23 protein-coding genes are annotated in these 21,689 nt (G+C 73.2%); 14 read left to right on the top strand and 9 right to left on the bottom strand.

The genetic code is table 11. The annotated features are described in order from the left end of the window. Positions 1 to 146 precede the first annotated feature (146 nt). On the bottom strand, positions 147 to 410 hold the full coding sequence (locus ACIP64_RS17960) for a GlsB/YeaQ/YmgE family stress response membrane protein (RefSeq protein WP_360904050.1): 264 nt from the start codon (positions 408 to 410) through the stop codon (positions 147 to 149). Between the two features lie 197 nt (positions 411 to 607). Here ACIP64_RS17960 and ACIP64_RS17955 point away from each other — a divergent pair, with 197 nt between their 5' ends. Further along, on the top strand, positions 608 to 1,573 hold the full coding sequence (locus tag ACIP64_RS17955) for an amidohydrolase family protein (RefSeq protein ID WP_401587304.1): 966 nt from the start codon (positions 608 to 610) through the stop codon (positions 1,571 to 1,573). Between the two features lie 45 nt (positions 1,574 to 1,618). On the opposite strand, the gene ACIP64_RS17950 is transcribed toward ACIP64_RS17955, so the two are convergent. Further along, positions 1,619 to 2,278 (bottom strand): hemerythrin domain-containing protein, encoded by a 660-nt coding sequence (locus tag ACIP64_RS17950; protein ID WP_401587302.1) that lies wholly within the window; start codon positions 2,276 to 2,278, stop codon positions 1,619 to 1,621. Between the two features lie 810 nt (positions 2,279 to 3,088). On the opposite strand from ACIP64_RS17950, the gene ACIP64_RS17945 reads away from it, so the two are divergent. From ACIP64_RS17945 to ACIP64_RS17925, 5 genes are all read left to right on the top strand, one after another. Beyond that, positions 3,089 to 3,655, top strand: a complete 567-nt coding sequence (locus tag ACIP64_RS17945) for a hypothetical protein (protein ID WP_401587299.1) — start codon at positions 3,089 to 3,091, stop codon at positions 3,653 to 3,655. 158 nt (positions 3,656 to 3,813) lie between these two features. Next, entirely contained in the window at positions 3,814 to 4,551 is a 738-nt protein-coding gene (locus ACIP64_RS17940; protein ID WP_401587297.1) for a VOC family protein, read from the top strand. A gap of 11 nt (positions 4,552 to 4,562) precedes the next feature. Next, the gene (locus tag ACIP64_RS17935; RefSeq protein ID WP_401587294.1) at positions 4,563 to 5,315 is read left to right on the top strand and encodes an SDR family NAD(P)-dependent oxidoreductase; all 753 of its coding nucleotides are present in this window, start codon (positions 4,563 to 4,565) and stop codon (positions 5,313 to 5,315) included. Between the two features lie 65 nt (positions 5,316 to 5,380). Beyond that, on the top strand, positions 5,381 to 5,995 hold the full coding sequence (locus ACIP64_RS17930) for a TetR/AcrR family transcriptional regulator (RefSeq protein WP_401587291.1): 615 nt from the start codon (positions 5,381 to 5,383) through the stop codon (positions 5,993 to 5,995). Between the two features lie 145 nt (positions 5,996 to 6,140). Next, entirely contained in the window at positions 6,141 to 6,941 is an 801-nt protein-coding gene (locus ACIP64_RS17925) for an SDR family NAD(P)-dependent oxidoreductase (protein WP_401587289.1), read from the top strand. Between the two features lie 63 nt (positions 6,942 to 7,004). Here the strand turns inward: ACIP64_RS17925 and ACIP64_RS17920 are convergent, their stop codons facing one another. Both ACIP64_RS17920 and ACIP64_RS17915 read right to left on the bottom strand, forming a co-directional pair. After that, positions 7,005 to 7,847, bottom strand: a complete 843-nt coding sequence (locus tag ACIP64_RS17920) for a prephenate dehydratase (RefSeq protein ID WP_401587287.1) — start codon at positions 7,845 to 7,847, stop codon at positions 7,005 to 7,007. A gap of 188 nt (positions 7,848 to 8,035) precedes the next feature. Further along, positions 8,036 to 8,737 carry an SDR family NAD(P)-dependent oxidoreductase gene (locus ACIP64_RS17915; RefSeq protein ID WP_401587284.1) on the bottom strand — a complete coding sequence of 234 codons (702 nt, stop codon included), beginning with the start codon at positions 8,735 to 8,737 and terminating at the stop codon, positions 8,036 to 8,038. 210 nt (positions 8,738 to 8,947) lie between these two features. Between ACIP64_RS17915 and ACIP64_RS17910 the strand changes: the two genes are divergently transcribed. Continuing rightward, positions 8,948 to 9,838, top strand: a complete 891-nt coding sequence (locus ACIP64_RS17910; RefSeq protein ID WP_401587281.1) for a helix-turn-helix domain-containing protein — start codon at positions 8,948 to 8,950, stop codon at positions 9,836 to 9,838. A 40-nt stretch (positions 9,839 to 9,878) separates the two neighbouring features. After that, entirely contained in the window at positions 9,879 to 11,891 is a 2,013-nt protein-coding gene (locus ACIP64_RS17905; RefSeq protein WP_401587279.1) for a prolyl oligopeptidase family serine peptidase, read from the top strand. Positions 11,892 to 11,907: 16 nt separating this feature from the next. Here the strand turns inward: ACIP64_RS17905 and ACIP64_RS17900 are convergent, their stop codons facing one another. Then, positions 11,908 to 12,471, bottom strand: coding sequence for a TetR/AcrR family transcriptional regulator (locus ACIP64_RS17900; protein ID WP_401587276.1), 564 nt, complete (start codon positions 12,469 to 12,471; stop codon positions 11,908 to 11,910). 260 nt (positions 12,472 to 12,731) lie between these two features. On the opposite strand from ACIP64_RS17900, the gene ACIP64_RS17895 reads away from it, so the two are divergent. Beyond that, the gene (locus ACIP64_RS17895) at positions 12,732 to 13,133 is read left to right on the top strand and encodes a VOC family protein (RefSeq protein WP_401587273.1); all 402 of its coding nucleotides are present in this window, start codon (positions 12,732 to 12,734) and stop codon (positions 13,131 to 13,133) included. Positions 13,134 to 13,183: 50 nt separating this feature from the next. On the opposite strand, the gene ACIP64_RS17890 is transcribed toward ACIP64_RS17895, so the two are convergent. Together ACIP64_RS17890 and ACIP64_RS17885 are read right to left on the bottom strand one after the other, a co-directional pair. Continuing rightward, positions 13,184 to 14,074: an alpha/beta fold hydrolase gene (locus ACIP64_RS17890; RefSeq protein WP_401587270.1), complete on the bottom strand. Its 891-nt coding sequence runs from the start codon at positions 14,072 to 14,074 to the stop codon at positions 13,184 to 13,186. Between the two features lie 84 nt (positions 14,075 to 14,158). Next, positions 14,159 to 15,136: an RNA polymerase sigma factor gene (locus ACIP64_RS17885; protein ID WP_401587267.1), complete on the bottom strand. Its 978-nt coding sequence runs from the start codon at positions 15,134 to 15,136 to the stop codon at positions 14,159 to 14,161. 454 nt (positions 15,137 to 15,590) lie between these two features. Here ACIP64_RS17885 and msrA point away from each other — a divergent pair, with 454 nt between their 5' ends. Further along, complete coding sequence (gene msrA / locus ACIP64_RS17880; RefSeq protein WP_401587265.1) at positions 15,591 to 16,106, top strand: peptide-methionine (S)-S-oxide reductase MsrA; 516 nt, start codon at positions 15,591 to 15,593, stop codon at positions 16,104 to 16,106. Positions 16,107 to 16,212: 106 nt separating this feature from the next. Further along, a complete protein-coding gene (mug, locus tag ACIP64_RS17875) occupies positions 16,213 to 16,779 on the top strand; it encodes a G/U mismatch-specific DNA glycosylase (RefSeq protein WP_401587263.1) in 567 nt (188 codons plus the stop codon). 12 nt (positions 16,780 to 16,791) lie between these two features. Here the strand turns inward: mug and ACIP64_RS17870 are convergent, their stop codons facing one another. Both ACIP64_RS17870 and ACIP64_RS17865 read right to left on the bottom strand, forming a co-directional pair. After that, positions 16,792 to 17,403, bottom strand: coding sequence for a hypothetical protein (locus ACIP64_RS17870; RefSeq protein ID WP_401587260.1), 612 nt, complete (start codon positions 17,401 to 17,403; stop codon positions 16,792 to 16,794). Between the two features lie 259 nt (positions 17,404 to 17,662). After that, positions 17,663 to 18,229, bottom strand: a complete 567-nt coding sequence (locus tag ACIP64_RS17865; RefSeq protein ID WP_401587257.1) for a cysteine hydrolase family protein — start codon at positions 18,227 to 18,229, stop codon at positions 17,663 to 17,665. Positions 18,230 to 18,542: 313 nt separating this feature from the next. On the opposite strand from ACIP64_RS17865, the gene ACIP64_RS17860 reads away from it, so the two are divergent. From ACIP64_RS17860 to ACIP64_RS17850, 3 genes are all read left to right on the top strand, one after another. Then, positions 18,543 to 19,655 carry a nitrous oxide reductase family maturation protein NosD gene (locus ACIP64_RS17860; protein WP_401587255.1) on the top strand — a complete coding sequence of 371 codons (1,113 nt, stop codon included), beginning with the start codon at positions 18,543 to 18,545 and terminating at the stop codon, positions 19,653 to 19,655. A gap of 114 nt (positions 19,656 to 19,769) precedes the next feature. Next, on the top strand, positions 19,770 to 20,354 hold the full coding sequence (locus ACIP64_RS17855) for a CGNR zinc finger domain-containing protein (protein ID WP_401587253.1): 585 nt from the start codon (positions 19,770 to 19,772) through the stop codon (positions 20,352 to 20,354). 254 nt (positions 20,355 to 20,608) lie between these two features. Continuing rightward, complete coding sequence (locus ACIP64_RS17850; protein ID WP_401587251.1) at positions 20,609 to 21,625, top strand: alcohol dehydrogenase catalytic domain-containing protein; 1,017 nt, start codon at positions 20,609 to 20,611, stop codon at positions 21,623 to 21,625. The last annotated feature ends 64 nt before the right edge of the window (positions 21,626 to 21,689 follow it).

Genomic DNA, 21,689 nt, shown 5'->3' with positions numbered 1-21,689 from the left:
TCTCCGGGCCCTCCAAATCGGCGGCGGCGGTGGTGGCGGGGGGGGGGGCCCCCTTGGGGCCTTAGGGGGGCGGGGGGGGGGGGGGGGGGGCCCGGGCCGCGCGGCCCGGGCCCCCGCCCCCTGTGCGCCGTGTCGGGGAACGAAGGTCAGCGATGCGCCTTGGCACGGTCCAGGGCGGCGACGCCCACCGCGGCCAGCGCGATCTGGATGAGCCACTCGATCCAGTCCACGCCCTTGGTGTCCGCGACGCCCACGCCCGCCGCGATGGCCGAGCCGATCAGCGCCGCGACGATGCCGATCAGAATCGTCCAGATCACGCCGATGTGCTGACGTCCCGGGACCACCAGACGTCCCAGAATTCCGATGATCACGCCGATGATGATGGCACTGATGATGCCCGAGATCTCCATGGCCGCCTCCCTGTGAACAAGCTCGTCGCCCGTCATGTGCCCCCGATAGCCCCCCGCATGCCGCCCACATCCTGTGGGCCTTCCGGGCGGCGGCGGGGGCGACACGGACGACCTCCCGCCCCGGAGGCGAAGGCGGTGCTGTGATCGGTCCGCCCCGTCCGATCCCAGCGATCGGCCCCGCCGCACCGAGGAGCGCCATGGCCGCCGCCGCACAGGACTTCGCCGGGCTCGGCGGGGCGATCGACGTCCACGCCCACTACATCACCCCGTCCTACCGCAGGGCGCTGGTCGCCGCCGGGCACACACGCCCCGACGGCATGCCCGCGATCCCCGAGTGGAGCCCGGGGAGCGCCCTGGCGCTGATGGACGCGACCGGTGTCGCGACGGCCATGCTGTCCGTCTCCTCCCCCGGTGTGTCGTTCGGGGACGCGGCCGCACGCGCGGCGCTGGCCCGTACGGTCAACACGGAGGGCGCCGCCGTCGCCGCGGAGCATCCCGGGAGGTTCGGACTGCTGGCGTCGCTCCCGCTGCCCGACGTCCGGGCCGCCCTGGCGGAACTGGGGTACGCGCTGGACGTCCTCGGCGCGGACGGCGTGATCCTGCTGACCAACCACGACGGGGTGTATCTCGGGGACCGCGGCTTCGAGCCCCTGATGGCGGAGCTGGACCGGCGCGGGACCGTGGTGCTCCTGCATCCGACGTCCCCCGCCTGCGGGGAGCGGACCGCCCTCGGATTCCCGCGCCCGATGGTCGAGTTCCTCTTCGACTCGACCCGCGCGGTCGCCGAACTCGTCCTGCGGCGCGTGACGGAGCGGTACCCGCGCATCCGGTTCGTCGTGCCGCACGCGGGTGCGGCGCTTCCGGTCACGGCCGACCGGATCGCCGCGTTCGCGCGGATGTCCGGCACGGACGTCGACGTCCTGGCGGCGCTGCGCGGGCTGCACTACGACGTGGCGGGCGCCGCCCTGCCCCGCGCGCTGCCCGCGCTGCTCGCCCTCGTCGCCCCCGACAGGCTGCTGTACGGCAGCGACCACCCGTTCACCGCGGCGCCCGTCGTCACGTCCCTGGCCGCCGCACTGGCCGCCACGGACGCACTCGACGCCGCCGGGAAGCACATGATGACCTCGGGCAACGCCCGCGCCCTGTTCGGACGTCCGGCCTGACGACTTCCCGCCGGCCCGTCGTCCCGGGCCCCGTCGGGGCGCGGGTCAGCGGAAGAGGCGCGGCGGGGTGGCGGTGCCGTGCACCCGCTTGGCGTGCTTCGCGTACAGCCGCGGCGCGAGGAACGGCAGGATCAGCCGGGCGGGTCCCGGAGCCTCGGCGAGGACCGCCTTGATCACCTCGGGGTCCCCCTCGTACATCGCCATGCCGAAGGCGAGCGGCAGCGCCTTCTTCGGCATCTCGCTCATGCCGTGCTCACCGAGCTGCCGCCACTCGGCCGCGGTGACGTACTTCTCGGCCAGGGGAAGGATCCGCTGCTCCTCCATGGACATGTGCTCCAGCAGCGCGTCCAGCAGCCGGTCGAACACCTCGGCCAGTTCGTGGCCGCCGCGCGCGGTGGACCGCCACTCCGGGAGCAGGCGGATCGCCTCGGCGTTCGCGGCCTCGATGGCGTGGTGCTGCTCCTCCATCACCGGGACGATGGCCTCGGCCTCCTCCTGGCCCCGCTCCTGGAGCAGCGGCCACAGGATCAGGTCCTCGCCGTCGTGGTGGAAGTGCAGGAGCCGGCAGACGAACTCGGCGTGGGCGCCGACGACTTCCGAGCGCTTGGTGTCGTTCGGCAGCACGTCCCGCACGAGCTGCGGGAGCAGGCCGAATTCACGACGGATCATGGTGTGCGCCATGTACATGTCTCGGACATCGGCCATGGGCTCGCTGCTGGTCCTGCTGGTCGGATTCACTGCTTCCTCGGCTTCCCTGACTCGATAGCGGGGACTGCACTGTCACACCATGCGGAGCCACCGGTGCCGCCGCAGGGGCTGAACCCCGGGCCCGTCACCGGCTCCGGGCCTCAAACCGCACCGTCGCGATTCGGCCGCGGCCGTGGCAAACAGTGTCAGATGTTGAATCATTTATCAAACATTGCGATCCGCGGGCAGTGCCCCGACCCGGCCCGCCGGAACGGGGGGAACGCCCCGCGCCAAGACCCCCGACAGGCTCAGCACAGGACGCTCCCGTATTCCCGGCATGGGTCTCCCCACAGATCCACACCGGGAGTCTTCCACGCGGCCCGTCCCCAGGGGGGCACATCACGAGGTCACCGCCACAACCGTGGCGTGATTCCCTCGGTCCGCCCGACCGACGCGAGTGACACCGTAGCAAACCAAAACGTCTTGCAAACACTGTCATCGCTCCGGTGCCCGGACGAACCACGCATTCCCTGATGATCAGCCCAGCCCTGCCGGGCGTCTCGGCTCAGAAATACACCGTGTCACAATGGATCGTGTGAACCACGCCCGGCCCTTCGGGACGCCCCTGCGCAGCCCCGCCGCGCCGGCTCCCCTCCGGGGGCACAGCGGTGTGGACTGTCACCGTGTCACCACGTCGCGTACTAATCTGGGTACCAGGCGGATCGCCGTGTCCCGTATGCTGCGCGCACTCCTCACGGGTACGGCGGCAAGGACGCCGGGCGCGCACGACACGGGGACGAAGGCACAGGGCCGAGGATGAGAGGGCGCATGGTCTTCATCACGCACACTGCTCGTGACATCGAGGCCACCGCTCGGGCGCTCCAGGACGAACTCGAGCGCCTGGAAGCCCAGCGGCACGGCCTGGAGCGGGAGTTGGCCGCCGTCGTCGCGCACCTCGGTTCCGTACGCAGGGCCCTCGGCGCCCTCCACAAGCTGATGCCCGCCGTTCCCTTCGACGGGATCACCGGTGACGTCGCCGCGGACGAGGGGCAGCGTTTCCCCCTCGCGGCCGAGGACTTCCAGGCGCCGGACGAGGACGCGGCAGCGGCGGTTGCGGACGAGGCCGCCGGAGCGGCGCCGTCACCCGTCGGCACCCGCGGCGACCGGTCCGGCGCGGCCGCCGTACCGGGCAACTACGGCAGGCTGACCGAGCAGATCCTGGAGTACCTGGCCACCACCGGCGGCGCCCAGGTGCGGGCCCGCGACGTCGCCGCCGCCCTGGGCCGCGACGCGAACGCGGGCAGCATCAACGCGGTACGCAGCACGCTGGACCGCCTCGTCGGCGCCTCCCGGGTACGGCGCACCGGGCGCGGTCTCTACCGAGCGGCTTCCTGAGCATTTCCCTCCACGACGGCGCAGTGCTCGTATGGAGCCAGTTGTCATGCACACGTCATATAGTTCGACAGTCAACGTCTTGCTTGTCAGTCAATGACAACTGTGTCTATAGTCGCCGCATGAGTCCGGGGCGCATCCGGACCGCAAGGAGCGCAGACATGAGCACCACCCCCACCCCCGGCAGGCCCTGCTGGGTCGAACTCGGGTCGCCCGACCCCGAGGCCGCCGCCGCCTTCTACGGCGCGCTCTTCGGCTGGGAGTTCGCGCGGGACACCCCGCAGGAGGGACACCGCACGGCCCTGCTCCAGGGGCGGCCGGTCGCCGGGCTACGGCCCGTGGGCGAGCCGGCACGGCCGGGCTGGACGACGTTCGTCGCCGTGCCCGATGCCGCCAGGACGGCCGGCGCGGTCGCCGCCGCCGGTGGCAGCGTGCTCCCGTCGCCCGGCGGGGACGACGTGCACGTCACCGATCCCGCCGGGGCGCGGTTCGCCCTCCGCGAGTCCGGCGCGCGGCAGACCGTCACGCCGGCCAGCGAACCCGGCACCTTCGCGTGGAGCGAGCTCGTCACCGACGACGCCGACGCGTCGGCCGCCTTCTACGGCTCCCTCTTCGCATGGGAGGCCGGCCCCGCCGAGGCACCGCTGGGCCGCCGGGCCTGGCACCTCGCGGACACGCAGGTCGCCCTGCTCCTTCCCCGGCCACCGGGGATGCCCGCGGAGCTCCCGCCGTACTGGGACGCGTATTTCACGGTCGCGGACGCGGCGGAGAGCGCGGCGCGCGCCTCGGACGCGGGCGGCACCGTGCTCATGGGGCCGACGGACACCGGCGCGGGCCGCATCGCGGTGCTGCTCGACCCGCAGGGCGCCGTCTTCACCGTCATCGCGCACCGGAGTTGAGGAGGACCGCCATGTCGTCCGTCACGGGAAGGGCCGGCATCGTCACGGGTGCCGGATCGGGGCTCGGCGAGGCGGCGGCCAAGCGCCTCGCCCGCGAGGGCGCACGGATCGTCGTGGCCGACGCGGACAGCGCCGGCGCCGCGCGTGTGGCCCGTGAGATCACTGCCGCGGGCGGCGAGGCCGTGCCCTTTGAAGCCGACGTCCGGGTCGTCGAGGACACCGAGCGAATGGTCGAGTTCACCGTCGCCGCGTACGGCCGGCTCGACATCGCCTTCAACAACGCGGGGGTCACGCCCCGGCTCGTCGACACCCACGAGATAGCCCCACCCGACTGGGCTCGCGTCATCGAGGTCAACCTGACCGGCGTCTTCCACAGCATGCGGGCGCAGTTGTCCCGCTTCCTCGCGCAGGGCGACGGTGGGGCGATCGTGAACATGGCGTCCACCGCCGGCGTCATGGCGCACGCCGGACGGGCGGCGTACGCGGCCTCCAAGCACGGCATCATCGGCCTGACGCGTTCCTCGGCCGTGGAGTACGCCGGGCGCGGCATCCGCGTCAACGCGGTCGCGCCGGGCCCGATCGACGCCCCTTCCGCCCGCGCGCTGCCGCCCGAGGTGCGTGCCGCGATCGCGGCGAAGACGGCGATGAACCGCACCGGTGGTGTGGAGGAGGTGGCCGCGGTCGTGGCGTTCCTCCTCTCCGACGAGGCGTCGTTCGTCACGGGCTCCGTCTACGAGGTCAACGGCGGGCAGACGCAGCTCTGACCCGGCATCGCCTGACAGGAATGTCGACGGGCGGCCGCATTGTCAGTGACCGATAGGCTGGGCCCATGGGCAGCGCGGACGCAGCACGATCGGGCCTTCGGGAGATGACGCGGCAGACGGTGCGGTCGCAGATCGCCGACCGCGCGATGGCGCTGTTCATCGAGCACGGCTTCGAGAAGACCACCATCGAGCAGATCGCGGCCGAGATCGGCATGTCCGGGCGGAGCGTCTCGCGCTACTTCGCCAGCAAGGAGGACATGGTCGTCGGGAATCTGACCGCCATCGGTCAGGGGATCGCCGACCGGCTGGCGGCACGGCCCGTGGACGAGCCCCTGTGGCAGGCGCTGCGGCACGCAGTGGACGGCCACGTGGACGCCCTGGACCGCGACCCCGACGGCAGGCTCCTGGCCACGTCGGTGATGCTCGCCGGGACGCCCGGGCTGCGCGGCGCGCTGGCGAAGAAGCAACTGGAGTGGCAGGAGCTGCTGGTCCCCCTCGTCGCGGCCCGACTCGACGGCGAGCGGCGGGAGTTGCGGGCCCGTGCCGTCACCACGGCCGTACTGGCCTGCCTCAACACGGCCGTCACCGCATGGACGGAGAGCGGCGGCACCGAGCGCGTCGGGGTCCTGCTCGACGTGACGCTGGAGGCCGTCCGGGCCGCCGCCGCCCAGCCGCGCTGACCCCTGCGCGGCATCCGCGTCGACGCGGTCGCGCCCTCGCCCGCACTCCGTGCGCCGAACCCGGAATAGGACGTCGCACATCCGTCTTAGATTATGGTGAGTATCTAAGGACGCGCTGGCGCGTCGACGAACGAGAGGGATCAGCATGTCCACAGCATCGGCCGGAACGGCACTCATCACGGGCGCGACCGCGGGCCTGGGCGCGGCCTACGCGGAGGAGCTGGCCGCACGGGGGTACGACATCGTCATGGTCGCCCGGGACCAGGCGCGGCTGGAGAAGGCCGCCGCGAGCCTGGCGGAGCGCTCGGGGCGCGAGGTCTCGGTCGTGAGCGCGGATCTCTCCACCACTGAGGGCATCAGGGCCGTCGAGGCCCGGCTGGCCTCCGACACGGCGATCGACATCCTGGTCAACAACGCGGGCAACGCGCTGTTCGGCCCGCTGTCCGCGGCGGATCCGGACCAGCTGGAGTCGCTGATCACGCTCAACCTGACGTCCGTCACCCGGATCGCGGCGGCCGCGGCCAAGGCCTTCGCCGGGCGCGGCGCGGGCTCGATCGTCAACATCTCGTCCGCGTTCGCGCTGAACACCCCGCCGGTCGCCGCGGTGTACGGCGCGGCCAAGGCGTACGCGATCACCTTCACCCAGGCGCTGGCCCAGGAGTTCGCCGACTCCGCGGTGCGGGTGCAGGTCGTGGTCCCGGGCGCGCTGGAGACGACGATCTGGGACGGCTCGGGCATCGAGCTGGACCAGCTGCCCAAGGAGGTCGTGATGTCCCCGCGCGACGCCGCCCGGGCGGGACTCGCCGGTCTCGACGCGGGCGAGCTGGTGACGATCCCCTCGCTGCCGGAGTACGGCACCTGGAAGGCGTACGACGAGGCCCGCATCGCGCTCGCCCCGGTGCTCTCGCGGTCGCAGCCGGCGGAGCGCTACGCCGCGCAGGCGTAGCGGCACAGCGGGCCCGGTGCCCCCCCGGCGGGGGGCACCGGGCCCGCGTGCGGAGCCGGTCGGTCAGGCGCCTTCGGCGGCGCGGTGGGCGTGCCCCGGGTACACGCCCATGAAGCGCACCTCCGAGGAGAAGAAGCGCAGCTCCTCCAGGGCCAGGGCGACCCTGCTCTCGTCGGGGTGGCCCTCGATCTCGATGTAGAAGCGGCTGGCCTTGAGCCCGGCGCCGACCTGGTAGCTCTCGATCTTGGTGATGTTGACGGCGTTGCTGGAGAAGCCGCCCAGCGCCTTGTACAGCGCGCTCGGGATGTTGCGCACCGAGAAGAAGAGGCTGGTCATCATCGGCTCACCGGTGACCTCGGGCAGCTGCGCGTCCCGTGACAGGACGACGAAGCGGGTGGTGTTGTCGTGGGTGTCCTCCACACCGCTCCGCAGCACCTTCAGCCCGTAGAGGGCGGCGGCGCCGGGCGGAGCGAGCGCGGCATGCCGCGGGTCGCCCAGCTCGGCGACCTCGCGCGCGGCACCGGCGGTGTCGTCGCTGACGAGGGTCTGCCAGCCGCCCTCGCGGATGATCTTCCGGCACTGACCCAGGGCGTGCACGTGGCTGCGGACGCACCGCACGTCGTCCAGCGACGCGCCCGCGACGCCCATCAGGTCGAAGCGGATGGGCAGGAAGTACTCGGCGATGATCGACAGACCGGAGTCCGGGAGCAGGTGGTGGACGTCGGCGACGCGGCCGGCGGCGGAGTTGTCCATGGGGATGACCGCGAGGTCCGCGGTACCCAGCGTCACCGCCTCCAGGGCCTGCTCGAAGGTCGTGCAGGGCAGGTCGCGGCTTCCGGGGTACAGGTCACGGGCCGCGGCGGCCGAGTTCGACCCCGGCTCTCCCTGGTAGGCGATGGTCACCATGTGCGTGTCGGTATCTCCGGCTCGGGGCTGGCCGCGACCGTCGGTCGGCGGCGCGTACGGGACCGGAACGGTTATGCGCCGCTTCGACCCACTCCTGGCATGTTACTGGGATCACCTGCGGAACCGTGCGGGCGGGCCGTCCCGGCGGGCCCGCGGCGGTAGGCCGGCCGGGCCCGCGGGGCGGCAGGTCACCAGGGCAGCGGGCCGTTGCGGTCCGTGAAGGTGCCGGTGGGGCCGTCCCCGCCGATCGTGGCGAGCATCACGATCGCCTCGGCGCCCTGCTCGGGGCTCTGGATGCCCTCGCCGCTCAGGCCGTGCAGGTCGGTGGCGCTGAAGCCGGGCTCGACGGCGTTGACCCGCATGGTGGGCAGGCCCTTGGCGTACTGGACGGTCAGCATGTTCACCGCGGCCTTGGCGGAGGCGTAGACGGGCGTCACGAAGTGGGACTCGTGCCGCGCGGGGTCCTGGACCACGGTGAGGGAGCCGAGTCCGCTGCTGACGTTCACCACGACGGGGCTGTCCGACGCCCGGAGCAGCGGCAGGAAGGCATGCGTCACGCGCACCAGGCCGATGACGTTCACGTCGAAGACGTGGGTCATGTGGGCGGCCGTGGCCTGCTCGGCGTCGACCATGCCCTCGAAGACGCCCGCGTTGTTGACCAGGACGTCGAGGCGGCCCTCCTGGCGGCGCAGTTCCTCGGCCGCCGCGCCGACGGAGGCGTCGTCGGTGACGTCGAGCCGGACGAAGCGGGCACCGAGGTCCTCGGCGGCGGCCCGGCCCCGTGCGGTGTCGCGGGAGCCGATCCAGACGGTGTGCCCGAGCGCGATCAGCCGCCGGGCGGTCTCGCGGCCCAGGCCCTTGTTGCCGCCGGTGACGAGTGTGGTGGTCATGGTGGACTCCTCGATGGATGTCGGTGTGCTGTCGGGGGTGGAGGGCGGGTGCGGCCCCGCCGGGCCGGGCGGTCGCGCCGGCGGGGGTGCCCGCCGGGGTCCGGCCGACAACCACCCTGCGCGGACGCCGTACCGGACGGCAGTGCCCTCGTGTTCATGGGAGTGAGAGGGCCAGGCACACGGCGGCCCGCCGCGGTTACCGTCGACCGCATGGACGGTACGAACGCACTCGGCGACTTCCTGCGGGCGCGCCGGGGCCTGGTCCGGCCCGAGGAGGCCGGCATCACGCCGGTGGGACTGCGGCGGGTGAAGGGCCTGCGCCGGGAGGAGGTCGCGCTGCTTGCCGGCATCAGCTCGGACTACTACCTGCGGCTGGAGCAGGGCCGCGACCGCAATCCCTCGGCGCAGGTGCTCGCCTCGATCGCCCGGGTGCTGCGGCTGGACGACGACGCCACCGCCCATCTGCTGGCGCTGGCGCGGACCGGCGCGGCCGGCAGGGCGCGGGCCCGGTCCACGGCGCGCAAGCCGCGGCTGGAGCACATGCCGCCGAGCATCCGGCAGCTGATCGACGGCTGGCCGGTCCATCCGGCCTGGGTGCAGAACAGGTTCTTCGACGTCCTCGGGGCGAACGCGCTCGGCGCGGCCCTGTCCCCGAACAACACCCGCGGCGTCAACCTGCTGCGGGCCGCCTTCCTCGATCCGGCGGAGCGGGACCGGCGCAGGGACTGGGAGGCGGTGACACGGGAGGGCGTCGCGACGCTGCGCGCGCAGGCCGGCCCGGGGGCCGAGGACCCGCGGCTGAACGAGCTCGTCGGTGAACTCTCCCTGCGCAGCGAGCGCTTCCGCCAATTGTGGGGACGCCACGACGTACGGCCCCAGAAGGGCCACCTCACCCGGCTGACCCACCCCCTGGTGGGCGACCTGGATCTGCAGGCCGACAAAATGACCGTGGGCGGCACCGACGGTTTTGTCCTCGTTGTACTGCACGCGGAACCCGGCAGCCGGGACGAGGAACTCCTGCGTCTGCTCGGGAGCCTCGCCGTCTCGGGCAGCGACGACCGGCAGCCCGGGCGGGACCGTCCCGTGACCGGCGAATCCTGAGCGCCGGACCGCCCCGAACCACCCCTCCCGGAAGGACCCCATGACCGGCACCGCCACGCCGTACGGCGCCTGGCCGTCACCGCTCACCGCACGGATCGCGACCGCCGGCACGACCGCGGGGCAGGTGGCCTCGCCGTCGTACCCCGGACTCGTCGGGGACGAGGTGTGGTGGATCGAACCGCGCCCCGCGGAGGACGGCCGCTCGGCGCTCGTGCGGCGGCGTGCCGACGGCTCCGTCACGGACGTGCTGCCGGTGCCGTGGAACGTCCGGAGCCGCGTCATCGAGTACGGCGGCCGCCCGTGGGCGGCCACGACCGGCGCACGGGGCGCGTTCGCCGTCTTCGTGAACTTCGCCGACCAGCGGCTGTACGCGTACGAGCCCGGCGTCCCCGGCTCCCTGCCGCGCCCGCTGACCCCGCTCTCACCCGTCGGCGGCGGACTGCGCTGGTCCGAGCCGGAGATCGACCCCGGGGGCGGCGAAGTCCGCTGTGTGCTGGAGGAGTTCACCGGCGAAGGGCCCGGGGACGTGCGAAGGGCGCAGGCCGCGGTGCCGCTCGACGGATCTGCCGCCGAGGACCGTGCGGCGGTGCGCGAACTGTGGGACGACGGGCACCGCTTCGTCTCCGGCGCCCGCTGGTCCGCGGACGGGCGGCAGGCGATCTGGCTCGCCTGGGACCACCCGCACATGCCGTGGGACGCGGCGGAGCTGCGCATCGCCGACATCGGCCCGGACGGCACGGCCCGGAACGCCCGGACGCTCCTCGGCGGCCCCGGCGAGCCGGTCGCGCAGGCAGAGTGGGGGCCGGACGGCCGCATACTGGCCGCCTGGGAGCACACCGACTGGTGGAATCTGTACTCCGTCGACCCGGGGACCGGCGCCGCCCGCCCGCTGCGTCCGGCCGAGGAGGAGTTCGCCGGCTGCCAGCGGCTCGGCCTGCGCTGGTTCGCGCCGCTCGGCGACGGGCGGCTCGCCGTGCTGCACGGCGTCGGCGGGCAGCGCCTCGCGTTCCTGGACCCCGGGGACGGCGCGCTGACGGACGTGCCGGGGCCCTGGACCGAGTGGCTGCCGCACCTGGACACCGATGGGACGCGCGTCGTCGGGGTCGCGGGCGGCACCCGCACGCCCTACGAGGTCGTCGAGGTGGACACCGCCACGGCGACGGGCCGGACGACGGGCCCGGCACCCCGGCTGCCCGTGCCGGACGAGGTGTTCCCGGAACCGGTGGCGCGGGTCTTCACCGGACCGGACGGGCGCCGGGTGCACGCCCATGTCCACGCGCCCCGCGGCCCGTTGGCCCACGGCCCCGGCAACGAGCTGCCCCCGTACGTCGTGTGGGCGCACGGCGGTCCCGGGCTGCGGGCCCCGCTCACCCTCAACGCGGAGATCGCGTACTTCACCTCGCGCGGCATCGGCGTCGTCGACGTCAACTACGGCGGGACGCCCGGCTACGGGCGCGCCTACCGCGAGCGGCTGCGCGAGCAGTGGGGCGTGGTGGACGTCGAGGACTGCGCGGCCGTCGCCCGGGCGCTGGTCGAGGAAGGGACGGCCGACGCCGGGCGCCTCGCGATCCGCGGGCACAGCGCGGGCGGCTTCACCGCCGCGCTGTCCCTGGCGGTCACCGACATGTACGCGTGCGCTGCACTGTACTACCCGGTCCTGGACCTCCGGTCGCTCGCCGCGGGGCTCACGCACGACTTCGAGTCGCACTACCTCGACGCCCTGGTCGGCCCGATGCGGTCGGTCCCCGAGCGCTACGAGGAGCGTTCCCCGGCCTTCCGCACCGCCGAGATGACCGTGCCGTTCGTGCTCCTCCAGGGCACGGACGACGTCATCTGCCCGCCCGAGCAGAGCGCGGCGTTCCTGCGCGACCTGCAGGGGCGGTCCGTCCCCCACTCCCACCTCGTCTTCGAGGGGGAGGGCCACGGCTTCCGCCGGCAGAACACCATGGTGGCCGCGCTGGAGGCGGAACTGTCCCTGTACGGACGCGTCTTCGGATTCACGCCGCAGGGGATCGAGGGCCCGCCACCGGCGGACCCCACCGGCACGCGGTGACGGCCGCCGCGGGCCGCTACCCGCCGGCCGCCCCGGCGTCCGGCGTCGCGGCCTCGCGCACGGCCTGAAGGATCTCCTCCGACAGGGGCGATCCCGCGGTGGCCCGGGACAGGAGGATGCCCCCCACGAGCGTGGCCAGGCCCACCAGCCCGGCCTTCCCGGGAGCGACCCAGTCGGCCATGTCGCGGACCCCCGCGGTGTAGGCGGCACGCCACTCGGGTTCCCGGGCGGCGTCGCCGCCGAAACCGGCGGCGGGGCACCCGCTGCCGGGGGCGTCGCGGTGGTCCGTGGAGAGGTACATGGCGCGCAGCGCGGACACGGCCGCGTCGTGGCTGCCGCTGTCCGCCTCCAGTCCCGCCAGGTACTGGAGCATGTCCGCAAAGCCCTTGGCCTCGGCCTCCGCGACCAGGGCGTCCTTGGAGGCGAACTGCTTGTAGAAACCGCCCTGGGTCAGCCCGACCGCCTGCATGACGTCCGCGACGCTGACGTTCGCCACGCCGCGCTCGCGGAAGAGCCGGGAGGCGGCCTCGACCACGCGCTCCCGATTGGCCCGCGCCTCGGCCTGAGAGACCCTGCTCATGTCCGGTCCACCTCCTGCGGAACCTCCGGCGGCCCCTCGCACGTCCGGCGGGTGGCTGTGCCCGTTCCGGTACCGGCCGTCACCCGGCCGTCCTTGCGATGGTACGCGCCGTCATCGGGCGGTCCGGGGCCGCGGGCCCGCCCCCGGACCGCCGGCCCGCGCGGTGGCCACTAGGCTGGGGAGTACGGCATCGCGTGCCGGTCACCGGCCGGGTGAGGCATGGAGGTGCCCGTGAGATTGCCCATGGAGGCATTCCACACATGCCCGTCGAGTTGAACCACACCATCGTCCACGCCCGGGACAACCGGGAGTCCGCCGCTTTCCTCGCCCGCATCCTGGGCCTTGAAGTCGGCGCGGAGTGGGGGCCGTTCGTCCCGGTCGCCACGAGCAACGGGGTCACGCTCGACTTCGCCACCGTTCCCGCGGAGTCGATCGTCATGCAGCACTACGCGTTCCTCCTCCCCGACGAGGAGTTCGACGCCGCCTTCGCCCGCATCCGGGAGGCCGGCCTCACGTACTACGCCGATCCGCACATGAAGCAGCCGGGCGGGATCAACCACCACCACGGCGGACGCGGCCTGTACTTCCTCGACCCCGCGGGGCACGGAATGGAGATCATCACCCGCCCCTACGGCAGTCACCAGCAGGCGGACGGCGCCTGACGAACCCACCCTGCGGGCGGCCCGGCCGGGCCGCCCGCAGGGCTTCGCGCTCAGCCCGCCGTGACGAAGGCCGCGACGGCGTCCGCGAACTCCCCGGGCTGCTCCAGGTGCCCGAAGTGGCCGCTGTCCTCCAGGACCAGCAGTTCGGCGCCGGGGATCAGCTTCTGGAGTTCCTCCGCCCACCGCACACCGCAGATGACGTCGTGCCGCCCGACGACGACCAGGGCCGGCACCGTCAGCGAGCCCAGCGTGCCGCGGTCGTCGATCAGGTCCGGGGAGAGGTCGGCGTCCAGGCCGGAGATGTACCACCCGGTGACGGTGTCCCGCATCGCGGCGAACTCGCTCTCCCGGCCCCAGTAGTCGGCGAAGTACGCCGGCAGCAGCCCGCGGATCGCGGCCACCACGTCCTCGTCGGACGCCATGGAGGGCACCGACTGGAAGGCCTTCAGGACCTCCGGCAGACCGGGGTGCTCCGCGTGCCGGGTGGCGAACTCCTCGACCTTGCGCATCGCCTCGGCGCCATGCTCGGGTCCGGTGACGGGCGCGCTGTCGTACAGGACGATCCCGGCAATCCGCCCGGGGCGGTGCAAGGCGTGGTACTGGACGACGAAACCGCCGTGGGAGTGGCCCAGCAGGTGCACCGTGGGCACACCGAGGTGGTCGACGACCGCGTCGAGGTGCCTGCTGTAGAGCTCGCGCGTGTAGCCGTGCGGGTGCGTGGGCAGCCGGCCGGAGCCCCCGGTGCCGGCCGGTTCGACGTAGACCATCGTGAGCCGCCGCTCCAGCTCGGGCATGCGCAGGTACTCCCAGGCGATGCCGGGCCCGCCGGAGTGCGCCACGCACACCGGGCCGGTGCCGTGTACGTGGTAACGCTGGTCGACACCGTTCACGGTGATCGTGTGAGTGCCGGTGGCGAGCGGGCCGGCGGTGGGTGCGTTCATCGCGGTTCCCATCGGTGAGGGGGTGAGGACACCGACAGGACGCGGGCGGGGGGAAGGAGTTCGGTCACGGCGGTGTGACCTCGGTCACGCCGCCGCGGCAAGGGGTGGAAGAGGCGGAAGGGGCACCCGCGGCTGGTGGAAGAGGCGCAGCCGCTCCACGCGGCCGCCATCGAGGGTCATGATCCAGGCGACCGCGGGCGGGCAGTGCTCGGGGTCGTCCGGCGGATTGATCAGATCCATCTCCCAGACGGTGAGCCCCTTGCCCGCGGCCACGTGCACGGGGCGCTGCCGCACCCCGGCGATCAGGTCGCACTCCATCCCGAGCAGGAGCGTCTCGGTGCCGCCCAGCCGGGTGTCGCCCTGCATCAGCGCGGCGGCCGGGCTCCACCGCTCGGCGAGCACCTTGCGGAAGTCGCCGCGCTCGGCGGCCGCCAGCGTGTCGTGGGCGTCCTCCCAGCTGGCCGACGTGCGCCGCGCGGCGTCGCTGTGGGCGCCCGCCGCCGTCGCGGCCAGCGCCTCGGCGAGCTTGGCCCGCCCCTGGCTGAGCCGGCTGCGGATCGTCCCCACGGGCACGGCGCAGGCCCGGGCGATCTCCTCGTACGAGGTGACACGCGAGCTGAAGTGCCGCAGGACCATCGGTACGCGCAGGGTCGGGGACAGTTCCTCCAGCGCCTCCCAGACCCAGTCGCGCAGCGCGTGGCGCTCCAGGACCTCCTCGGGGCCGGGGCCCGCGGCGACGCGGGTGAGGTCGTCGAGGGGCACGGTGCGCGAGGACGCCCGCAGGAGGCTTCGGCAGGCGTTGCGCACGATCATGCGCAGCCACGCGCCGACGGCCGCCGGGTCGCGCACGTCGCCGATGCGGCGCAGGGCGGTCAGCGCCGCGTTCTGGACGGCGTCGTCGGCGTCGGGCCCGGGGCCCAGGATGCTGAGCGCGACCGCACGCATGCCGGGCCGGTGGGCCTCCAGCAGCAGCCCCAGGGCGACGATGTCGCCGGCCTGCGCGGCACGCGTCAGGGCCACGTTGCCGCCGGGGTCCGTCGTCGGGGAGGGGTCACGCCTCATGCCGCACCTTCCTGCACCCGAGGGCAGGACGTGACGGCCTCCGCCCCGCGGGCACTCACACACCAAGGGCACCACACCGGGCGTCCGCATCGGCGAACCGGTCGCCCGCGTCCCGGCTGCCGGGGAAGGGTGCGGGACGGGGAGCGCGGGCGGGTGCCGCACCGCGAGCACCGACGGTAACACGGCTCGTCCTGCCGGAGATCACGAAGACCGGCGGACCCGCCTCCGGCGCCCGCGCGGACCGCCCTGCGCACGACGGCGGGCGAGGGCCGGGCCCCCGCCGTCGCCCGTGCGACCCGCGAGGGCCAATACTGGGAGGCGACCGGCGGGCCGGGACCCGTGACCTGCGGCTGGCCGCGAGGAGAGCCCGCACAGAAGCGGCGGGAATCCCCGGCGGCCGCGTTCCGTTGCTTGCATAGCGGGAAACGGACACGACGACAAGGAAGGACCGACCATGACCGCGCCGACGAGCAACAAGGCCACCCTGGCGGGTGGCTGTTTTTGGGGCATGCAGGACTTGATCCGCAAGCAGCCCGGCGTGATTTCGACGCGGGTCGGGTACACCGGCGGCGACGTGCCCAACGCCACCTACCGCAACCACGGGACGCACGCGGAGGCGATCGAGATCGCCTACGACCCCGCGGAGACCGACTACCGGGCGCTCCTGGAGTTCTTCTTCCAGATCCACGACCCGACGACGAAGAACCGCCAGGGCAACGACATCGGCCTGAGCTACCGCTCGGCGATCTACTACGCCGACGACGAGCAGAAGCGGGTCGCCGAGGACACCATCGCGGACGTCGAGGCGTCCGGGCTGTGGCCGGGCAAGGTCGTCACCGAGGTCGAGCCCGTGGGTCCGTTCTGGGAGGCCGAGCCCGAGCACCAGGACTACCTGGAGCGCTACCCCGAGGGGTACACCTGCCACTTCCCGCGCCCGGGCTGGAAGCTCCCGGCCCGCGCCAAGGGCTGACCCCGGCACGACGGACACGGCCCTTCCCCTCCCGGGGCGGGGCCGTACCCGTACGCCCGCGCAGGGTTACCAGTCACGCGGATGCAGACCAGCACAGGGAGGACACATGGCGGACGTTCCCGCCCCGGCCCGCGCGGGCCGGCTGACGGACCTGATCGCCGACGACCTGCCGCTGCTGCTGGTGGGCATCAATCCCGGCCTGTCCTCGGCCAGGGCGGGACACCACTTCGCCACCCCGGGCAGCCGGCTGTGGCCGGCGCTCCACCGGGCCGGCTTCACCCCGCGGCGGCTCACCGGCCAGGAGGACGCCGAGCTGCTGCGGTACGGCGTCGGCATCACGTGCATCGTGCGCCGGCCGACCGTCCGGGCGGCCGAGCTGTCCCGGGACGAGCTGGTGGCCGGCGGGCGGACGCTGCGCCGCCGGGTGCGCGCCCGCCGCCCGGTGTGGCTGGCCCTGCTGGGCGTCACCGGCTACCGCGCGGCGTTCGGTGTGCCCGACGCCGTGGTGGGCCCGCAGGAGGAGACGATCGGCGGGACCCGGATCTGGGTGCTGCCCAACCCCAGCGGGCTGAACGCCCATTACCCGCCCGCGGCCCTCGCCAGGGAGTTCACCCGGCTGCGGGTGGCCACCGGGATGCCGGACCTGTCCGGCATCCCGGGCGGCGCCCCGTGAGCGGCGGAGCCGTCAGAGGCGGGTGGCCACCGTACGCGCCAGCTCCGTCAGCGGCTGGTCCTCGTGCTGGGAGTCCTCGGTGCGCACCAGCCGGATCGAGACCCACTGCTCGCCGACGCGCAGGAAGACCGAACCGTCCTCCAGGTACGCCTCGTCGCCCACGTCCTTGAGCGGCTTCAGCCTGTCGCCGTGGATCTGGTGCTCGGCGTCGTAGTAGTTCTTGCCGGACTCGCCCACGAACACCTCGACCTGCCCGGTCGGGCCGCTGGGCGGAGCGGTGTAGGTGCAGGTGTCCCCGATGGCCCTTCCGGGGTCCAGCGACATGCCCGCGAGCTGGTCGGCCTCCGTCTGGTTCACCAGGGCACACGGGTCGTCCGCCGCCGAGCCGGCCGAGGAAGTGGCCGAGGACGACGCGGGCGCGGACGACTGCCCGTCCGGCTGCGCCGTGCCGGGGGCCGCCTCGCCCCCTGCGGTCGCGCTCCCGGCGGGCGCGCTCGCCTTGTCGCCGGCGTCCGACGCCGGGTCCTGGCATCCCGCGAGCGCCAGCACCAGCAGCGCCGCGACGGGCGCCCCGAGCAGCGCCGTCCGCGCTCGACCGCGGTTACGGGTACGGGTGTTCACCATCGGTTCGATCCCCCCAAGCTTTCGTTGTACGTCCCCGCCCGGCACGATGCCCCGCGCAGGTGAACCTACAGACGTACGGAATCGGCCATTTGGTTTCGGACGAATTGAAAGCGTGCGTCAGGGTCGTACGGGCGGCGCGCGAAACGCCTTTCCCGCCCCGCGGAAGGTGACACTCCGTACGGTTCGGCGCATGAGGTTCCCGCGCGGGGACGGCGGACGGGCCCCGCACGGACCCCGCGCCGCCTCCCGCCCGGCCCGCTCAGTCCTCGGCCACCGCCGCGAAGCTGACGTCCGCCGTGTCGACCGTCCCGCCGCGGCGGCCGGGGGCGCTCTGCCACTTCCAGTACATGTTGGTGTGCGCGACGACCTGCTCCGGGGTGGGTGCCCCGTACGCGGAGAGGTCCTCCGTGGTGTGCGCGTCGCCGACCAGCGTCACGTCGTATCCGCGGACGAGGCCGCCGTGCAGCGTCGAGCGGATGCACGCGTCGGTCTGGGCGCCGGTGACGACGAGCCTTCCGACGCCGCGCTCGGCGAGCAGGGTCTCCAGCTCCGTGTCCTCGAAGGAGTCGCCGTACCTCTTGTGGACGAGGGGCTCGGCCTCCGCCCGGACCAGTTCCGGCACGTACTGCCAGGGCTCGCTGTCGCGCTTGAGGCCGTCGTCGGAGTGCTGGACCCAGATGACGGGCACGTCCTGCGAGCGCGCCGCGCCGATCAGGGTGTTGATGTTGGCGATCACCTCGTCGCGCCGGTGGGCGCCGTCCACCACACCGTTCTGGACGTCGATGACGAGGAGCGCGCTGTTCGGCCGATCGGGCAGGGTCGTCATGGGGAGACCTCGGTTTCTCGTCGCGGATGTGTGCCGCCCCTCACCCTAGGGCGGGGCACTGACAACGGCCCCGGACCGCGGGGCGCCCGCGGGGCAAGTCGGCTTCTCCCGCTGCGGCCTGACGGACCGGCTCCCGGGCACGCGGCACCTTCCGCCCGGCCCCGGAACCCGGTCGCGATCCGCCCCGGGACCGGAGTCGTCCCCGTCCGGCGGCCGGTACTGCGCGGACCCTCTCCAGTGGCGGGGCTCCATAACCCTCCATAGCGTCTCTTTTCGACGGCTCCCCCAGGTCAGCGGAAAGCAGGTACATGTCATGAAGCATCCTCGGTCCCACCGGGCCGTCGTGGTCACGGCAACCGCGGCGGCGCTCGCCGTGGGCGCGGTCGGCTGCGGAAACGGCAGCAGCGGCGGCACCACCACCGGCAGCGACATGCAGAAGGTGAGTGCCCACACCGTCCACCCGGGGGAATCGATCCAGGCGGCGGTGGACAACGCGGCGCCCGGGGACGTCATCGACATCGAGGCCGGCACCTACAACGGGAGCGTGCAGATCACCACGCCGCGGCTCACGCTGCGCGGCGCCGGCACGGCCACCGTGATCATGCCGAGCAAGACCGGCAAGGAGAACGCCTGCGCCAAGGCCGGCGAGGGCCTGTGCGTCACCGGCACGGCGAAGAAGAAGGTCACCGACGTGCGGCTGGAGTCGCTGACGGTGACCGGGTTCAAGACGAACGGCATCCACGCGACGCAGGCCGACGGCTTCCAGGCGGTGAAGGTGACCTCCCGGGACAACAAGCAGCAGGGCATCCTGCTCGAGAAGTCCGTCCGCGGGCAGTTCACCGGCAACACCGCCACGAACAACGGCGAGTCCGGGATCTTCCTCGCCAACTCCATGGACACCGAGGGCGGCGCCCTCGACACCAAGGGCGCGCTCGTCAAGGACAACACCCTCAACGGGAACCGGTTCGGTCTCACCCTGCGCCGGGTCCGCAACCTCTCCGTCGAGCAGAACAAGATCGGCGCCAACTGCGGCGGCATCTTCGTCGTGGGTGACGAGGGAGTCCCGCGCGGCGGCGCGCTCACGGTCAGCCACAACACCGTCACCAAGAACAACAAGTACTGCCCGGCAAGCACCCGCCTGCCCTTCATCCAGGGCACCGGCATCCTGCTCACCGGCGTGGAGAAGACCGTCGTGAAGGACAACGACGTGCGCGACAACAGCGGCAAGTCGCCCATGTCCGGAGGCATCGTGCTCTTCAAGAGCGTGGTGGGCAAGGCCAGCACCGGCAACACCATCCAGAACAACACCGTGCGCGGCAACAAGCCGGCCGACCTCGCCAACCGCGACACGGCGGGCACCGGCAACACCTTCGCCGACAACCAGTCCGACACCTCCGAGCCGCGGGAACTGCAGGCGATGCACTGACCCCGCGACCGCCCGGGCGGCGCGCGACCCCGCGGTGACGGGGCTCGCGCGCCGCCCGTCGCCGTGCCTGTAAGGGCATCGACCGGAATGACCATGTCGGTGTACCCTGACGCCATGGCCACCAGGACGCCGCGCGCAGCCACCCGGGAAGACTCCGTGCCCGAGAGCGCCGCCGCCCTGGTCGACCTGCTGAACTCGCGCCCCTACGCGGGCATGCCCGACAAGCTCGACACGCCCGGGTCCGCCACGAGTGTGCTGCGCCCCTTCGGGCAGGAGGACGAGGCACCCTCCGCGCGGCGCGTGGAGCTGGTCCGCGCCGTGCGCGACGACCTGCTCGCCCTGGCCGAGCGCAACGACCCCGACGACTCCGCCGGCGACTGGGCGGCCTTCTCCGGGCGCGTGGCCTCCGTCACCTTCCAGCAGGACTTCTCCCTGCCCGGCTCCGTGTCCATGCGGCAGACCTCCGGCGACCCCGTGGTCGGCCGGATCACGCTGGCCGTCGCCGAACTCGTCGGCGCCGGCGCCTGGACGCGGCTGCGCCTGTGCGCCAGCGAGATCTGCCGCGAGGTGTTCTACGACACCAGCCGCAGCCGGACGCGGCGCTGGCACTCGTACGAGGTGTGCGGCAACCGCGCCAATGTCGCGGCGTACCGGGAGCGCGGCAGCACGTCCGCCCCGGCGGGCGACAGCGCCCGCTGACCGCCCCTCCCCCGCCGCGGCCTTCTGTGCCGTGCCCGTGACTCCCGCGGCTCAGCCGTTGCGCGCGGACATGGGCTAAATCCAATAGACCTTTACACCGCTACCTTCGCGATGTTAGCGTCGTAAGCGTCATCAGATGAATGGCGCTTACCTTCCGTGTACGCCGCGCGCCCGAAGCAGGGCTCCGCGCGACCGCAGGCGCCACGGCGGGGCCGCACGAGGCTCCGCCCCCTCCCCCACCTCTAAGGAAGAACATGTCCGTGTATCGAGCCGTCCAGGTGTCCGGATCCGGCGACTTCGCCTTCGTCGAGCGGGAGTTGGCCGAACCGCTGCCCGGGCAGGTGCGCCTGCGCGTGGAGGCCTGCGGTGTCTGCCACTCCGACAACCTCGCCGTCGCGGGGATGCGGCCCGATCCCTCGGCGCCGATCGTGCCCGGCCACGAGATCGCCGGCGTGATCGATGAGGTCGGTGCCGGTGTCACCGCCTGGCAGCCCGGCGACCGGGTCGGCGTCGGCTTCCTCAGCGGCCCCTGCCATACGTGCGACTCCTGCCGCCGGGGCGACTTCGTCAACTGCGCCGCCCAGCCGACGACCGGCACGTCGATCGACGGCGGCTACGCCGAGGTCGCGTACGTGCGGGCGAGCGGTCTCGTGCGCATCCCGGACGGCCTGTCCTCGATCGACGCCGCCCCGCTGCTGTGCGCCGGCCTGACCGTCTTCAAGGCGCTCCAGCAGACCGGCGCCCGGCCCGGCGAACTGGTCGCGGTCCAGGGCATCGGCGGCCTCGGCCACCTCGGCGTGCAGTACGCGCGCAGCCTCGGCTACCGCGTCGCCGCCATCGCCCGCGGCCCGGAGAAGGCCCCGCTCGCGGCCGAACTCGGCGCGGAGCACTACATCGACAGCCTCACCACGGACCCGGCCCAGGCCCTCCAGGCCCTGGGCGGAGCGGCCGCGGTCATCGCCACGGCGTCCGACAGCGCGTCCATGGGCCCGCTGGTCCGCGGGCTGGCGCCGCGCGGCCGCATGATCGTCGTGGGCGCGGGCGGCGAGCCCGTTCCGGTCGACCCGATCGCGATGATCTTCGGTACCCGGTCCGTCACCGGCAGCCTGACCGGCTCGCCCATCGAGAACGAGGACAACCTGCGCTTCGCCCTGCGCCAGGAGATCCGGTCGATGAACGAGGTCATGCCCCTGTCGGAGGCACCGAAGGCCTTCGCCCACATGATGTCGGGCCGCGCCCGCTTCCGCGTCGTCCTGGACACCCGCGGCTGACGGACGCGCGCGGCGCCGCCGCCCGGCCCGTCAACCGGGCGGCGGTGCGCGGCGGCCCACCGGA

Origin of the sequence: Streptomyces sp. NPDC088733, from assembly GCF_044751185.1 — a bacterium.
Taxonomy (GTDB): Bacteria; Actinomycetota; Actinomycetes; order Streptomycetales; family Streptomycetaceae; genus Actinacidiphila.
This window is presented reverse-complemented; position numbering and strand designations above follow the sequence as displayed.

Coding starts and splice junctions, on each gene's coding strand:
- ACIP64_RS17865 (WP_401587257.1), bottom strand. CDS start 18,229: ATGACGACCCTGCCCGATCGGCCGAACAGCGCGCTCCTCGTCATCGAC.
- ACIP64_RS17920 (WP_401587287.1), bottom strand. CDS start 7,847: ATGGTGACCATCGCCTACCAGGGAGAGCCGGGGTCGAACTCGGCCGCC.
- ACIP64_RS17890 (WP_401587270.1), bottom strand. CDS start 14,074: ATGAACGCACCCACCGCCGGCCCGCTCGCCACCGGCACTCACACGATC.
- ACIP64_RS17960 (WP_360904050.1), bottom strand. CDS start 410: ATGGAGATCTCGGGCATCATCAGTGCCATCATCATCGGCGTGATCATC.
- ACIP64_RS17870 (WP_401587260.1), bottom strand. CDS start 17,403: ATGGTGAACACCCGTACCCGTAACCGCGGTCGAGCGCGGACGGCGCTG.
- ACIP64_RS17915 (WP_401587284.1), bottom strand. CDS start 8,737: ATGACCACCACACTCGTCACCGGCGGCAACAAGGGCCTGGGCCGCGAG.
- msrA (WP_401587265.1), top strand. CDS start 15,591: ATGACCGCGCCGACGAGCAACAAGGCCACCCTGGCGGGTGGCTGTTTT.
- ACIP64_RS17905 (WP_401587279.1), top strand. CDS start 9,879: ATGACCGGCACCGCCACGCCGTACGGCGCCTGGCCGTCACCGCTCACC.
- mug (WP_401587263.1), top strand. CDS start 16,213: ATGGCGGACGTTCCCGCCCCGGCCCGCGCGGGCCGGCTGACGGACCTG.
- ACIP64_RS17955 (WP_401587304.1), top strand. CDS start 608: ATGGCCGCCGCCGCACAGGACTTCGCCGGGCTCGGCGGGGCGATCGAC.
- ACIP64_RS17860 (WP_401587255.1), top strand. CDS start 18,543: ATGAAGCATCCTCGGTCCCACCGGGCCGTCGTGGTCACGGCAACCGCG.
- ACIP64_RS17850 (WP_401587251.1), top strand. CDS start 20,609: ATGTCCGTGTATCGAGCCGTCCAGGTGTCCGGATCCGGCGACTTCGCC.
- ACIP64_RS17895 (WP_401587273.1), top strand. CDS start 12,732: ATGCCCGTCGAGTTGAACCACACCATCGTCCACGCCCGGGACAACCGG.
- ACIP64_RS17855 (WP_401587253.1), top strand. CDS start 19,770: ATGGCCACCAGGACGCCGCGCGCAGCCACCCGGGAAGACTCCGTGCCC.
- ACIP64_RS17950 (WP_401587302.1), bottom strand. CDS start 2,278: ATGGCCGATGTCCGAGACATGTACATGGCGCACACCATGATCCGTCGT.
- ACIP64_RS17930 (WP_401587291.1), top strand. CDS start 5,381: ATGGGCAGCGCGGACGCAGCACGATCGGGCCTTCGGGAGATGACGCGG.
- ACIP64_RS17935 (WP_401587294.1), top strand. CDS start 4,563: ATGTCGTCCGTCACGGGAAGGGCCGGCATCGTCACGGGTGCCGGATCG.
- ACIP64_RS17900 (WP_401587276.1), bottom strand. CDS start 12,471: ATGAGCAGGGTCTCTCAGGCCGAGGCGCGGGCCAATCGGGAGCGCGTG.
- ACIP64_RS17910 (WP_401587281.1), top strand. CDS start 8,948: ATGGACGGTACGAACGCACTCGGCGACTTCCTGCGGGCGCGCCGGGGC.
- ACIP64_RS17885 (WP_401587267.1), bottom strand. CDS start 15,136: ATGAGGCGTGACCCCTCCCCGACGACGGACCCCGGCGGCAACGTGGCC.
- ACIP64_RS17940 (WP_401587297.1), top strand. CDS start 3,814: ATGAGCACCACCCCCACCCCCGGCAGGCCCTGCTGGGTCGAACTCGGG.
- ACIP64_RS17925 (WP_401587289.1), top strand. CDS start 6,141: ATGTCCACAGCATCGGCCGGAACGGCACTCATCACGGGCGCGACCGCG.
- ACIP64_RS17945 (WP_401587299.1), top strand. CDS start 3,089: ATGGTCTTCATCACGCACACTGCTCGTGACATCGAGGCCACCGCTCGG.